The sequence below is a fragment of the Sulfurimonas sp. HSL-3221 genome (genome assembly GCF_021044585.1).
In the GTDB taxonomy this organism is placed as follows: domain Bacteria; phylum Campylobacterota; class Campylobacteria; order Campylobacterales; family Sulfurimonadaceae; genus Thiomicrolovo; species Thiomicrolovo sulfuroxydans.
Genome location: NZ_CP087998.1, coordinates 1801059 through 1813975, shown reverse-complemented (window position 1 = coordinate 1813975; position 12917 = coordinate 1801059). Strand labels below are relative to the sequence as shown.

The 12917-nt window shown below is 61.2% G+C and carries 13 protein-coding genes; 11 read left to right on the top strand and 2 right to left on the bottom strand.

From position 1 onward, the window contains the following. Window positions 1–153 precede the first annotated feature (153 nt). Genes LOH54_RS09340 through LOH54_RS09330 form a run of 3 tightly spaced genes read left to right on the top strand, consistent with a single transcriptional unit; the run spans window position 154 to window position 4293 of the window. On the top strand, window positions 154–834 hold the full coding sequence (locus LOH54_RS09340) for a superoxide dismutase (protein WP_283949352.1): 681 nt from the start codon (window positions 154–156) through the stop codon (window positions 832–834). Between the two features lie 46 nt (window positions 835–880). Next, window positions 881–3454 carry a 2-oxoacid:acceptor oxidoreductase subunit alpha gene (locus tag LOH54_RS09335; protein WP_231018721.1) on the top strand — a complete coding sequence of 858 codons (2574 nt, stop codon included), beginning with the start codon at window positions 881–883 and terminating at the stop codon, window positions 3452–3454. After that, a complete protein-coding gene (locus tag LOH54_RS09330; protein WP_231018720.1) occupies window positions 3451–4293 on the top strand; it encodes a thiamine pyrophosphate-dependent enzyme in 843 nt (280 codons plus the stop codon). The genes LOH54_RS09335 and LOH54_RS09330 overlap by 4 nt, the downstream gene beginning before the upstream one ends. A gap of 3 nt (window positions 4294–4296) precedes the next feature. Here LOH54_RS09330 and LOH54_RS09325 read toward each other — a convergent pair whose 3' ends face one another. Both LOH54_RS09325 and LOH54_RS09320 read right to left on the bottom strand, forming a co-directional pair. Next, window positions 4297–5169, bottom strand: coding sequence for a hypothetical protein (locus LOH54_RS09325; protein WP_231018719.1), 873 nt, complete (start codon window positions 5167–5169; stop codon window positions 4297–4299). Between the two features lie 184 nt (window positions 5170–5353). Beyond that, window positions 5354–6694 carry an MATE family efflux transporter gene (locus tag LOH54_RS09320; protein WP_231018718.1) on the bottom strand — a complete coding sequence of 447 codons (1341 nt, stop codon included), beginning with the start codon at window positions 6692–6694 and terminating at the stop codon, window positions 5354–5356. Window positions 6695–6970: 276 nt separating this feature from the next. On the opposite strand from LOH54_RS09320, the gene LOH54_RS09315 reads away from it, so the two are divergent. Genes LOH54_RS09315 through LOH54_RS09280 form a run of 8 tightly spaced genes read left to right on the top strand, consistent with a single transcriptional unit; the run spans window position 6971 to window position 12883 of the window. Then, the gene (locus LOH54_RS09315; RefSeq protein WP_231018717.1) at window positions 6971–8446 is read left to right on the top strand and encodes a hypothetical protein; all 1476 of its coding nucleotides are present in this window, start codon (window positions 6971–6973) and stop codon (window positions 8444–8446) included. 10 nt (window positions 8447–8456) lie between these two features. After that, window positions 8457–8885, top strand: a complete 429-nt coding sequence (locus tag LOH54_RS09310; RefSeq protein WP_231018710.1) for a TOBE domain-containing protein — start codon at window positions 8457–8459, stop codon at window positions 8883–8885. A gap of 17 nt (window positions 8886–8902) precedes the next feature. Then, window positions 8903–9322 carry a TOBE domain-containing protein gene (locus LOH54_RS09305; RefSeq protein WP_231018708.1) on the top strand — a complete coding sequence of 140 codons (420 nt, stop codon included), beginning with the start codon at window positions 8903–8905 and terminating at the stop codon, window positions 9320–9322. A 14-nt stretch (window positions 9323–9336) separates the two neighbouring features. Then, window positions 9337–10080: a molybdate ABC transporter substrate-binding protein gene (gene modA / locus LOH54_RS09300; RefSeq protein ID WP_231021234.1), complete on the top strand. Its 744-nt coding sequence runs from the start codon at window positions 9337–9339 to the stop codon at window positions 10078–10080. Continuing rightward, window positions 10077–10487, top strand: coding sequence for a TOBE domain-containing protein (locus tag LOH54_RS09295; RefSeq protein ID WP_231018706.1), 411 nt, complete (start codon window positions 10077–10079; stop codon window positions 10485–10487). The genes modA and LOH54_RS09295 overlap by 4 nt, the downstream gene beginning before the upstream one ends. Beyond that, a complete protein-coding gene (modD, locus tag LOH54_RS09290) occupies window positions 10484–11338 on the top strand; it encodes a ModD protein (protein WP_231018696.1) in 855 nt (284 codons plus the stop codon). The genes LOH54_RS09295 and modD overlap by 4 nt, the downstream gene beginning before the upstream one ends. Next, window positions 11325–12008 (top strand): molybdate ABC transporter permease subunit, encoded by a 684-nt coding sequence (modB, locus tag LOH54_RS09285; protein ID WP_231018694.1) that lies wholly within the window; start codon window positions 11325–11327, stop codon window positions 12006–12008. The genes modD and modB overlap by 14 nt, the downstream gene beginning before the upstream one ends. Beyond that, the gene (locus LOH54_RS09280) at window positions 12008–12883 is read left to right on the top strand and encodes an ABC transporter ATP-binding protein (protein WP_231018692.1); all 876 of its coding nucleotides are present in this window, start codon (window positions 12008–12010) and stop codon (window positions 12881–12883) included. Before modB ends, LOH54_RS09280 begins: the two co-directional genes overlap by 1 nt. The last annotated feature ends 34 nt before the right edge of the window (window positions 12884–12917 follow it).

Sequence of the window (12917 nt, the reverse complement as noted above, 5' to 3'; positions counted from 1 at the left end):
TGACGGAAGTATACACTCTTTGGTTCCCCCGCGCCCGGGCGGTCTGCTTATTCTGAAGGCAGGCTTTATCCGGACGCTAAAACAATTTCCTTCCCATCCCTTTACCTCGATAAGTTATGATAATACAAGCGAGCCCAATCAAAGGAGCATAATATGGCATTTGAATTGATGAAGCTGCCGTACGAAGAGACGGCGCTGGAACCCTATATCTCTGCCGAAACGGTGTCATTCCATTACGGAAAACACCATGCCGGCTACGTCAACAAGCTCAACGGCCTGATCGAGGGGACCCCCCTCGAAGACGCGCCGCTGCTCAAGATCATCCGCGAAGCACAGAACGGTGTCTTCAACAACGCCGCGCAGGTCTTCAACCACGACTTCTACTGGCTGGGCCTCTCCGCCGAGACCACGGCACCGTCGGTGGAGCTCTCCGAGATGATCGAGCGCGACTTCGGCTCCATGGAAGGGTTCAAAGGTGCCTTCCTTGCTGCGGCGGCGGGGCTGTTCGGGTCCGGGTGGACCTGGCTCGTTCTCAGAAATGACAATACCCTCGTGATTGAAACGACCTCCAACGCGGATACGCCCGTACGTTACGGGCGTCGGCCGCTGCTGGTCTGTGATGTCTGGGAACACGCCTACTACATTGACCGCCGCAACGCCCGGCCGGAGTACCTGGAGAACTGGTGGACATTGATCAACTGGCGCTTCGTTTCCGACAACCTTGCCGCGGAGGAGAACGACCCCATCGCCGGCTACAGCCAGCCGTGCAATGAGGACAGCGAAGTCTGCGACTATGTCGATACGATGCAGGCAAACGAAACGACCGCCACGTAAGCAGGCGTGACGGCCTCCGCGAAAAGCGAAGCGAAAGGAGGAGGCCATGACACCGCGTGAACTTGCGGCCTACGACGGCCGCGACGGAAGACCCGCCTATGTCGCCTACAAAGGGAAGATCTACGACGTGTCGGAGAGCCCGATGTGGGCGGAGGGGAACCACCAGGGGATGCATCAGGCGGGGCGCGACCTCACGCCGATGCTTGAAGGCGCGCCGCACGGAGATGAGGTATTTGAACGCTACAGCGTCGTCGGCACGCTGGAGGCGGAGCCGGAACAGAAGGCCCGGGCCGATTCGCCGCCGCCGGACGCGAACAAAGAGCGCCGCCGGCGTTGGCAGGCGCTCTACCGCCGCTACCACCCCCACCCGATGACCGTCCACTTCCCCATAGCGCTGCACCTCTTTTCAGCGTTGATGGACCTGCTCTTTTTCGCCGTACCGACCGCGCTCTATGCCGCTGCCGTCTTTTATACTTTCCTGGCGGCGACGGTTATGGGGGTGGTTGCAATGGTACCGGGGCTGATCAGTTGGCGGATCAATTACGGCGGTACGTGGCGCCGTCCCTTTGCCGTCAAAATCGTGCTCTCCGTGGCGATGCTGCTGGCGGGGGTCGTCGCGATCATGCTCTATCTCGAAGCCCCTGGCATCGTCTACACGATGTCGGCCGAAGGCATTACCTACCATGCGATCGTCCTGTTGACGGGCGCGGGGGTGATCGTGCTGGGCTACTACGGCGGCAAGATCACCTGGGGCGAGAGCATGCCCTATCCCCAGGCGAAAGAGGCCCCCGTGCCCGCCGCCGTGAAGGCATCCGTGCCAACGCCTTTGCCGGAGATGAACGCGAAGCTGCCCTCGGCCGGGCGGTATGAGGTCCCTTTCGCCGCCGACCCTTCCATGCCGCCGCTGCAGCGGCATGTGCCGGCGTCCCCAACCCCGCCCGAAACCGGGCAGAGCCTCTCCATCCTGATCGGCGGGGCGGCGGGCATGGGGATCGACACCCTGGAGAAGGTGCTCAGCGACGCCTTTGTCCGCAGCGGCTACTACGTCTATTCGAGCAAGGAGTTCATGTCCCGGGTACGCGGGGGGAGCAATACGACGCTTATCCGTATCGCCGACGCCCCGCTGGAAGCACCCTGCTGGGAGGTGGACCTCTTTATCGCGCTTGACGCCCTGGCCCTGACCCACGCGGCGCCGCGCCTTAGCGCGCAGACGGTCGTACTGACCGACGAGCGTTTTGCGTCGGAGGCGCCCGGCGCGATTGCCGTTGCGATGCAGCGCGAGGCGCAGCGGCTGGGCGACCCGCGCTACGCCAACACCTATGCCGCCGGGCTGGTCTACGGGATGCTGGGCCTTGAAACGGAGGCATTGAACGCCAGCGTGCAGGCGCGTTTCGCGCGGGACGAGGGGAATGTTCACGCGGCGGAGGCCGGGGCCGATGTGGGCCGTACTCTTCAGCATCCCCCGCTGCCGCCGCTGCCGCACTCCCATCCCGAAGGGGCCGCCGCCCTGCACCTGATGGACGGCACGACCGCCTGCGGCTTCGGCTTCCTCGCCGGGGGGTGCAACTTCGTCGCTTCCTATCCGATGTCCCCCTCCACGGGGGTGCTGAACTTTATGGCGGGGATGTCCAAACGCTTCGAGATCGCCGTGGAACAGAGCGAGGACGAGATTGCCTCGATCCACCTCGTGATGGGGGCGTGGTACGCCGGTGCACGGGCGCTGACGACGACGTCGGGGGGCGGGTTCGCGCTGATGGGAGAGGGCATAAGCCTCTCGGGAATGACGGAGACCCCCGCCGTCGTCTACCTGGCCCAGCGGCCCGGCCCGGCGACGGGGCTGCCGACCCGCAGCGAACAGGGCGACCTGAACCTCGCGCTGCACTCGGGCCACGGCCCCTTCCCGCGGATCATTCTCGCCCCGGGTTCGCTGCACGAATGCGTTGAACTGGGCCATCTCGCCTTTGAACTGGCCGACCGGTGGCAGGTGCCCGTCATCATGCTCAGTGACCAGTACCTCGCCGATACGATGGCGATGACCGGCGACATCGATTTCGCTGCCTTCGAACAGCGCCGCTACATTGCACCGGCATCCGAAACGTACAACCGTTACGCCGACACCCCCTCGGGCGTTAGCCCCCGGGCCGTCCCGGGCGGCGGCGAGGGGCTGGTCTGCAGCGACGGGCACGAACACGACGCAAGGGGGCAGATCACCGAGGACTTCCGCGTCCGAGAGGCGATGGTCGCCAAGCGGGCCCGAAAGGCCGAAGGGATCGTGGCCGAGGCGTGGGCGCCGGAAGTGCGCGGTGCGGGGAGCATCGCGGTGATCGGCTGGGGCTCGAGCCGCGGCGCCGTTGCCGAGGCCCTGGCGCGTCTGGGAGACGAGCGTACCTGCCAGGTCCACTTTGCCTGGGTACATCCGCTTAACCCAGAACAGCTCGCCTTCCTGGAGACGTACGACTATCGCATCGTCGTCGAGAACAACGCCGACGGCGCCTTCGCGGAGCAATTGGCGCTGCACGGCGTCGGGGTCGACCGGCGCATCCTGCAGAGCAACGGTTTCGCCTTCTTTGCCGACCAGCTGGCGCAGGAACTCGGTGCCCAATTAAAGGAGCTCTCATGAAACCGTTTGAACGTGAAAATACAGATATCGGCTGGTGCCCGGGGTGCGGGAACTTCGGCATTCTGACGCTGATCCGCGAGGTACTCGATGCGTTGAATGCCGACGGGCGCAGCGTCGTCATCGTTTCGGGCATCGGCCAGGCGGCGAAGACACCCTATTACGTCGACGTCAATATGTTCGGGGTACTGCACGGGCGCGCCGTTCCCGTCGCGACGGCGGTCAAGGCGGCCAACCCCGAACTGACCGTTGTGGCCGAGGGGGGCGACGGCGATATGTACGGGGAGGGGGGCAACCACTTCCTGCATGCCGTCCGGCGCAACGTCGACATCGTCCATATCGTCCACAACAATATGATCTACGGGCTGACCAAGGGGCAGGCGTCGCCGACGAGCCAAAAAGGGATGGAAACGAAGGTGCAGGTCGACGGGGTCGGTAACGAGCCCTTCAACCCCCTCGCCGTGGCACTGGCGCTGCGGGCGGGGTTCGTCTCCCGGGTCAATATCGGGAATCCCGAGCATGCCAAATCGGTCCTCAAAGCCGCTTTTCTGCACCGCGGCTACGCCCTGGTCGACATTTTCCAGCCCTGCGTGACCTTCAACAAGATCAACACCTTCGGCTGGTTCGAGGGGCATACCTACGAACTGGACGCTTCCCACGACACGGCCGATCTCGGCGCGGCGATGGCCCGGGCGATGGAGGAGGGCCCGTTTCCGCTTGGCGTCTTCTACCGCCGGGAGAGCGATACGTTCGACGAACGGGTCCGCCGCGGCCAGCGGCGGCCGCTCTCGCTCGCGACCCACGATGCCGCGCACATCCAGACGCTCTTTGACGCCTACTGATGCCTATTCGATCTCGGGGGCGGCCCCGCTCTTTCTGACGATGTAGATGAAGTAGGAGAAAACAAAGAAGAGCAGGGCGAGCGCACCGATCAGCGAGGCGGCGTAGGGGAGGTCGTGGTAGTTGGAGATGGAGATCTTGAAAACGACCAGCAGCGCCTCGATCATCAGGGCGATGAGGATGGAGACGGAGAAGTTGAGCAGGGTCTTCACCTTGATCCCCTCGTCGACTTTCTGGGTTTTGGGCATCACCTCCTGGTCGACGATCGTTTTGCCAAGGTCGTACACGGCCAGTCCCAGGGTGAGGGCAATGACGGGTTTGAAGAACATCTCCAGCGAGAGGACATCCTCGACGATAAGGTAGTGGCCGAAGCTGAAGAGTCCGTAGAGAACGACAAAGATCCCCAACAGCAGCAGCCCCCCTCCGATAATGCCGTAGAGGGTACGGTGGGTCATTTTGAGCCCACCGTTGTTCTCGATCAGCATGAAGCGCTCGAGGAGGTTGCGCAGCTGGAAATCCAGCAGGATATACCCCCCTTTGGCCGTTTTGTAAACGATGGTGATGCACAGATGCCCCGTCGTTGTGGAGAGGTAGGGCTCATGAAAATAGTAGTCGCCGACGAGCTTGCTCTCGTCGATGAGATAGCTCCGGTCCGCGCCGACGGCCGCCGTATCGCTTTTGTGGCGGCTGTAGTTGGCCGAAGTCTGGGCGAACCCTTCGTCGGTTTCATAGGCCAATTCCAGGCTCGGGAAGACGTTAAAAATGTGCTTGACGTTCTTTTCCGTCAGATGAATGAGTCCGATCCGCTGGATGGACGCAAGGATGAATTTCTGGATCAGGTCGGCATTCTCTTCATATATGGAAACAAGATTCTGCATGGAAACTCCTTCGTAAAATTGCCAAGTTCTCCGCTCCGGCGCAACCGCACCGTGGAGAGGGATAAGGAGAAAATAAAATGTCTGTGGTCAAATCGTATTCACGCCGGGCATTGTAGATGAGTTTTAGTGCAAAGTCTATGCCAGAATGATGAATTTTTCATCATTCTGGGTGGATAAAAGGGTATCAGAGCGGGACGCGGGAGAGGTCGGTGAGGATGCGGCGCGCATACCAGTATGTCACGACGGCGGCGGTGATGACGACGCCCCCGACGCCGAGCCATACGGAGAGGGCCGCAGGCGCAATACGGGCGAGGACCCAGAGGACGATCAGCGGGGCGACGACCTGCCGGGCGAGACTGATGTAGAAGATAAACGCGGGCCGTTTGACCCCCTGGAGCATCGCGACGTAGGTGAAGATGACGACGAAGGGGTAGATCAGGAAGGCTTCGACGCGCAGGTAGAGCACGCCTTCGTCAATGACGTCCGGGATGTCGCTGAAGACGCCCATCACCGTTCCGGCGCCCGCGAAGAGCACGATACCGCCGATCAGGGCGACGACGGCACCGTAGAAGAGGGAGCGGCCGACGGTCTCTCCGATACGTTCGAAACGGCGGGCGCCGCTGTTCTGGGCGACGATGGCGAGGACCGCGACGTTGAGCCCGACGGCGGGCATCAGAATGATCTGTTCGATACGCATGCCCACGCCGTAGGCCGCAACGACCTCCTGGCCGTAGGGTGCGGCGAAATAGGTAATGATGTAGATGCCCGCGGCCATCAGCGCCAGGTTGGCACTGGGGGGGATCCCCTGCCGTATCAGCTCGCCGAGGGCAGCGGGGTCGAAACGAAACGGCGCGCTGCCGCGGTAGACGGGTTTGGTCTTGAGGCGGTAATAGAGGTAGGCGGCGCTCATGGATTCGATGATGACCGTGGCCAGGGCGATGCCCGTGACGCCCATCGGCGCGACGCCGAACCCGCCGCGCACGAACCACGCGTCGAGCGCGACGTTGATCACAGCGGCGACGATGAGCACGTTGCGGAAGGAGACGGTGTCCCCGACGGCGTTGAGCAGGGCGTTGAGAAAGAAGGTGAAGACGAAGAGACCCGTACCGGCGATGATAACATTGATGTAGGCCAGCGCTTCGGCGAGGTAGGCGTCCCGGGCCCCGAGCGAGACCATCAGTGCCGGAGCGGCGGCAAACCCCGCGGCGGTCAGTGCAATGGCCAGCAGGCCCCCGAAGAGCAGTGCGTTGCGCGCAAGGTGGTGCGCCTGCGCCGTTTCACCCGCTCCCAGGGCATTGCCGACGAGGGCCGTCACCGCTTCGCTCATCCCTTCGGCAAGAGAGATGATGATGAAGAAGATCGGAAAGGAGAGGGAGAGGGCCGCCAGCGCCTGGGTCGAGATTGTCCCGGCAAAGTAGGTGTCGGTGATGTTGAAGAGGGTGTGGAAAAAAAAGCCGATGCATGCAGGCACCGCCAGGGTCCTGATATGGCTTCGGATACTGCCGCGGGTGAGATCTAGCTGCATACGCTACCGTCCGGATGGTTTTAGCTATAGTATAAACGCTCTCCCTTCGTCCTAAGACGATGTGTGTGGGGGCGTACACTTCCTTAAGCAGGGGGCAAGGCAACTTCATCTACGATACCGTTATATTTTTAAGAATATAACACTTTTGTCATGTTTTGTCGCATTTTTCCGCTTTATTCGTGCTTCTGAGCCAATTTTTAGAGAATAGACCTTGCAGACATCGTTATGTTTTATAGAAAATAACGCTACGAAAACAGCGTGACAAAAGGAGAGTCATTGAAAACGACAGGCTGGATAAGTGCCGTATTGACGGGGGTTCTTGGGGTTTCACTCCACGCGGCGGATACAGATGCCCCGAAACAGGCGCTGAATTCGAACTATACACTGGTATATAACGCTGTTCCGGGAGCGGCGGAGAGTTTTACAGGGATGTTCAGCGAGGGGGAGTTTTACGCCCGCCTGCGTTCGAATACGTTTTACTACAAGTGGCAGACAGAGACGGCCAAGCAGAACAGCCATCTTATCAGTGCCCTCGGCGGTTCGCTGGTCTACCGCAGTGCGCGCTACGGCGGCTTCGATTTCGGCATGGGGCTTTACTACTCCCAGGCCTTTTTCGATGACGGAAAAGATCCGGTCAGTACGCTGAAACCGGGCAAAGATGTCCTGAGCCGTTACGATTACGTCAATACGGGCAACAAGGGGATGGGCGCACTCGGCCAGGCGTACATCGCCTACAGCGGCATCCCCAAAACCCGCATTGCCGTCGGCCGGCAGCTGGTGGAGACTTTCTATACCAAGTCCAACGACACGAAAATGATCCCCAACACCTTTGACGGCATCGTCATCGATACGAAAGCGGTCCCGGCGACGGCGCTTCGCGTGGCCTACCTCGCCGAACAGAAGCTGCGCGACCATACGCAGGCGCACTCGGTTCTGATGTACGGCGACGCGAACAGCAGCAGCTCCGAGCGTCCGGAGTGGAGTGAGAATGACGACTCCGCGATGCATAAGGGGCTTACTTATACGCGGCTCAAAGCGGCGGGCAAGCCGACCGACGCGCCGCTGATCACGGGGGACCTGCACAATACGGCGATTGCCAATCTTAAACTCGACGCGTCATTCTATATCGTCCCGGAGCTCGTGAGCGAAGTGATGGCGGAGGCGAACTACAAGATCAGCCTCGGCAGCATATCGCTGACGCCCGGTGTGCGCTACATCAAGCAGTTCGACAACGGCGCCGGCAAGGTCGGCGGCGCAGCGTACAGCGGCAAACTGGCGGGCCAGAGCGGCGCGGCCGGCGGCTATGAAGAGGCCGATTCTCTCGATGCCCAGATGGTGGCCGCACGGCTCGTGGCGCAGCTGGGCAAGTACAAGCTCAACTTCGGCTATACCCAGGTCTTCGACGAAGCGGACCTGATCACCCCGTGGCGGGGCTTCCCGACGGCGGGGTATACCCGCTCGATGGCCCGCTACAACTGGATGGCCAATACGAAGAGCTACCGCGTCGAGCTGCAGCGCGCCGCCAACAAAACCGGGGTCTTTACCGACCTGTTCGTGCAGGCTTCTATTCTTCATACCGATGCGGACGAGTCGAAGGGGTACTATGACGAGAACTACTACTACCTCGGATTCGTGCAGAACCTGCCCATGCTGGCCGACCTGCAGTGGCGGCTGCGCCTGGGGTACAACGACACCGAAAAACCGGATGCCGACAGCCTGGATGCCCGCTTCGAGCTCAACTACCTCTTCTAAAGGACAGAGCATGATGATCAGTGCACGGAACCAGATCGATGCCGATATCGTCGCGGTGCGCCGGGACGGGGTCAGTGCGCTGCTGGAGCTCAAAACGGCGCAGGGGACCTTGATGTTCGCTTCGATCACCGGGAACGCCTCTGATACGCTCTGCGTCAAGGAGGGGGACAGGGTAATCGCATTTTTCAAAGACTCGCATGTGCTGGTCGCCACGGGATGGGCCATTCCCATCAGCGCGCGGAACCGGCTTGAAGGGACGATCGAAACCATCCACCGCGGCGTTGTCAATGCGGAAGTGCGGATCCGGCTTGGCGGCGGGGACCGCATCAGCGCGACCGTGACCGACGACGCCGTTTCAAACCTTGAGTTGCAATCGGGTATGCCCGTTGTCGCGATCATCAAAGCCTCGGACATGATGATCGCTAAACCTGCCAAATAAGAAAGAAGGAACAAAAAATGAAAATCAGTGCCAGAAACCAGATCGAGGCGGGGGTGCTCTCCGTCAACAAAGGGGCGGTCAACGCCAAGATCGCGCTGCGCGCGCCGAAAGGGACGACGCTCAGCGCCATCATTACGATTGAGAGTGTCGAAAGCCTCGACTTGGCCGTGGGGGATGTGGTCCGCGCCTTTTTCAAAGCGTCGCACGTTCTGATCGCGACGGGAGGCATGCCGAAGATCAGCGCCCGCAACAAGCTGGCGGGCCGCGTGGAGAAGGTGATCCAGGGGGCGGTCAATACGGAGCTCATCATCCAGCTGGAGAGCGGCGATCTGCTGACCTCCATCATCACCAACGAATCCATGGCCGAACTGGGCATCGGACTGGGCAGTGACGTGATCGCCATTGTCAAAGCCAGCGACGTTATGATCGCGAAATAAAGGAACCTGTTATGATGAAAAAGACATTTTTGTTACTGCTTTTGTCCTTCTCCGCCATTGCCGGCGAGATCAACATTGCCGTGGCGGCAAACGTCAGCTACGCCATCGATGAACTCAAGACGGTCTTCGCGAAGCACTACCCGGATACAAAGGTCCAGGTCACGCTGGGCAGCAGCGGGAAGCTGACGGCACAGATCAAGAACGGCGCCCCCTACGGGCTTTTCATGGCGGCGAACATGAAGTACCCCGCATCGCTCTATGCCGACGGCATCGCCGTGACCAAGCCGGTCGTTTACGCCCAGGGCGCCCTGGCGTATCTCAGCGCGAAACCGATGGATTTCTCCAAGGGGATCGCCCTGGTGGCGGACAACTCCGTGAGCAAGATCGCCATCGCCAACCCGAAAACGGCCCCCTACGGCACCGCCGCAGTCGAGGCGATGCAAAAAGGGGGCGTCTATGATGCCGCTGAAACGAAGTTCGTCTATGCCGAGTCGATCTCGCAGACGGTGACGTATGCCTTGACGGCGGCGGACGTCGGTTTCATCGCGAAATCTTCCCTTTACAGCCCGAAAATGGCACAATACAAGGAAAATGTTAACTGGGCGAGTGTCGATCCGGCACTCTATACGCCGATCAAACAGGGGGTCGTTTTGCTGAAAAATGCGGGGAAAAGTGTGGAGTACAAAGCGTTCTATGATTTTATGCTCAGCGATGAAGCGAAGGCGATCCTGCGCCGTTACGGATACATCGTACAGTGAACCGCATCGAGGCCTACATCACCAGCATCGAGCGCCGGGATAACATCACCATTGTCTCCTTTGATGCGGGGGGCGCGCCGATGCGGATGATGGCACTGGGGCTTGCGATCCCGATCGCCGTCGGGACGCGGGTGATCCTCGGGGCCAAAGCGTCCCATGTGGCGCTGGCCAAGAAACTGGAGGGGCACCTCTCCATCTCCAACCGCCTCGAAGCGGTGATCGAAACGGTTGAGACGGGGGCGCTGCTGTGCAGCGTAACGCTCCGTGTCGGCCCGGCACGGATGGAGAGCATCATCACCCGCGATTCCGCCGAGACGATGGCGCTGCATCAGGGCGACAGCGTCACGGCGCTGATCAAGGCAAGCGATCTCTCCATCCTGGAGATCGTTGAAAAAGGAGAGACATGAACCGGCTATCGGACCCGGAGCTCTGGGAGTACATCAGGGGGGATCTTCCCTATTTCGATCTGACGACGCAGCTGCTCGCACTGCCGCCGCAGCGGGCGACATTGAAGGTGTTGACGCGCGACGAGGTCGTCGCGGCCTGCACCGAAGAGGCGGTACGCATCGGCGAACTCCTGGGGTGCGAGGCGCAAAGCAGCTTCCCTTCGGGGAGCGTCGCGGCGCCCGGCAGCGTGCTGCTGGAGCTGCGCGGGGATCATGAGACGCTGCACAGCGCGTGGCGACTCTGCCAGATCCTGCTCGAATACGCCTGCGGCATGGCCACGCGCGCCCGGACGATGCTCTCAAGGGCGCATGCGGTCAACCCGCACTGCGAACTGCTTGTTACCCGCAAAAGTTTCCCCTTCGCCAAGCGCTTTTCCACCCGCGCCCTGATGTGCGGCGGGGCGATGCCGCACCGGCTCGGCCTCTCGGAGACGGTACTCGTTTTCGAACAGCACCGCGCACTCTACGAAGACAGCGCGGCGTTCGAGGCGGCGCTGCGGGAGCTCAAACAGCGCTGCGTCGAGAAGAAACTGACGGTGGAGTCCGAATCCCTCGACGATGCCAAGCGGATGCTCTCCCTGGGCGCGGACGTGATCCAGATGGATAAGTGCGGTCCCGAAACGCTGCAGGAGCTTGTGGCCTACAAACGCGAAAACCATCCCGGTGCGACCATCCTGGCCGCGGGGGGAATCAACCCGGCCAACGTGGCGGATTACGCCGCATCGGGCGTGGAGGGGGTCGTCACAAGCAGCCCCTACCAGGCGGGCATGGCCGACCTGACGGCGCGGTGGGAGACAGATGGAAGCGATTGATTTCGGCCCTTTTATCCTGTCGTTCAAACTGGCGGGTGTGACGACGTTCATCCTCTTTGTCGTGGCGCTGCCGGTCGCATGGTGGCTGTCGCAGACGGCGTGCCGCTGCAAGCCCTTTATTGAAGCCGTCACCTCCCTGCCGATTGTCCTGCCGCCGTCGGTGCTCGGGTTTTACATTCTCTACGCGCTTTCGTACAACTCGCCGCTGGGAGCCTTTTTCGAGCAGACCTTCGGCATCAAGCTCGTCTTCAATTTTACGGGGCTTGTCATTGCCAGCGTTTTTTACTCTTTTCCGTTTATGGTGCAGCCGCTGCAAAGCGGCTTCGAGGCGCTGAACAAGAACATGCTCGAAGCCTCCTACATCAGCGGGAAGGGAAAGGCGGAGACCCTGCTGCGCGTGGCGCTGCCCAACATCAAGCCGGCCTTGATTACGGCGCTTATTGTCACCTTCGCGCACACGGTCGGCGAGTTCGGGGTCGTCCTGATGGTCGGGGGCTCCATCCCCGGCGAAACCAAGGTCGCTTCGGTCGCCATCTACGAGATGGTCGAGGTGATGGATTACACCACGGCACATATCTACAGTGCGATCATGGTGGCGCTCAGCTTCGTGGTGCTGCTGGGGGTCTACCTCTTCAACCAGCGCCAGAACCGCCGGATCGGGGTGGCGTGATGATCGAACTGAACATCCATAAAATGCTGCAGGGCAGCAGCGGCGACATGCCGCTGGATATCGCGCTCTCCATCCGGGAAAAGAGTTTTGTGGCACTGGCGGGGCAGAGCGGGAGCGGGAAGACGACGCTGCTGCGGCTGCTGGCCGGCCTGGAGCGTGCGGAAGGGGAGATCAGCGTCGCCGGCGAGACGTGGCTGGGCAAAAAGACCATGCTGCCGCCGCAGAAACGGGGGATCGGCTTCGTCTTCCAGGACTATGCGCTTTTTCCGAATATGAGCGTCGAACAGAACCTGCTTTACGTCAACAACGACCGCGCCCATGCCGCCATCTTACTGGAGATGACGGGGTTGCTCGAGCTCAAAGAGCGTCTTCCGGGGACGCTCAGCGGCGGGCAGAAGCAGCGCGTTGCGCTCTGCCGCGCCCTGATGAACCGTCCGAAACTGCTGCTGATGGACGAGCCGCTCTCCGCACTGGACCCTGCCATGCGGCTGAAGCTGCAGCATGACATCCTTACCCTGCACAAGGCGTTCGGCACGACGACGGTGATGGTCAGCCACGATCCCAGCGAGATCTACCGTCTGGCGGAGCGGGTCGTGGTCCTTGAACACGGGCGTATCGTGCATGACGGGACCCCAGGCGAGGTGCTGCTGCGGACCAGCGGCAGCCAGAAGTTCACCCTGGAAGGTGAGCTGCTTGACATTATTCGCGCCGACGTCATCTACATCGCCGTCGTGGCCATCGGGCAGCAGATCGTCGAAGTCGTCTGCGACAAAGAGGAGGCGGCACAGTTCGAAGTCGGTCAAACCGTGCAGGTGAGCACCAAGGCCTTTGCCCCGACGATACAGCATGCGAGACAGGGGAGCGAGCGTCTCTGACGGCGGGTCGGATCGCTCCGTGAACACACCCCCG

What these genes read in the sequence shown, in the direction of transcription:
- LOH54_RS09335 (WP_231018721.1), top strand. Translation starts at nt 881, where the DNA reads ATGACACCGCGTGAACTTGCGGCCTACGACGGCCGCGACGGAAGACCC.
- modD (WP_231018696.1), top strand. Translation starts at nt 10,484, where the DNA reads ATGAACCGGCTATCGGACCCGGAGCTCTGGGAGTACATCAGGGGGGAT.
- LOH54_RS09310 (WP_231018710.1), top strand. Translation starts at nt 8,457, where the DNA reads ATGATGATCAGTGCACGGAACCAGATCGATGCCGATATCGTCGCGGTG.
- LOH54_RS09305 (WP_231018708.1), top strand. Translation starts at nt 8,903, where the DNA reads ATGAAAATCAGTGCCAGAAACCAGATCGAGGCGGGGGTGCTCTCCGTC.
- LOH54_RS09340 (WP_283949352.1), top strand. Translation starts at nt 154, where the DNA reads ATGGCATTTGAATTGATGAAGCTGCCGTACGAAGAGACGGCGCTGGAA.
- LOH54_RS09325 (WP_231018719.1), bottom strand. Translation starts at nt 5,169, where the DNA reads ATGCAGAATCTTGTTTCCATATATGAAGAGAATGCCGACCTGATCCAG.
- LOH54_RS09320 (WP_231018718.1), bottom strand. Translation starts at nt 6,694, where the DNA reads ATGCAGCTAGATCTCACCCGCGGCAGTATCCGAAGCCATATCAGGACC.
- LOH54_RS09280 (WP_231018692.1), top strand. Translation starts at nt 12,008, where the DNA reads ATGATCGAACTGAACATCCATAAAATGCTGCAGGGCAGCAGCGGCGAC.
- modA (WP_231021234.1), top strand. Translation starts at nt 9,337, where the DNA reads ATGAAAAAGACATTTTTGTTACTGCTTTTGTCCTTCTCCGCCATTGCC.
- modB (WP_231018694.1), top strand. Translation starts at nt 11,325, where the DNA reads ATGGAAGCGATTGATTTCGGCCCTTTTATCCTGTCGTTCAAACTGGCG.
- LOH54_RS09330 (WP_231018720.1), top strand. Translation starts at nt 3,451, where the DNA reads ATGAAACCGTTTGAACGTGAAAATACAGATATCGGCTGGTGCCCGGGG.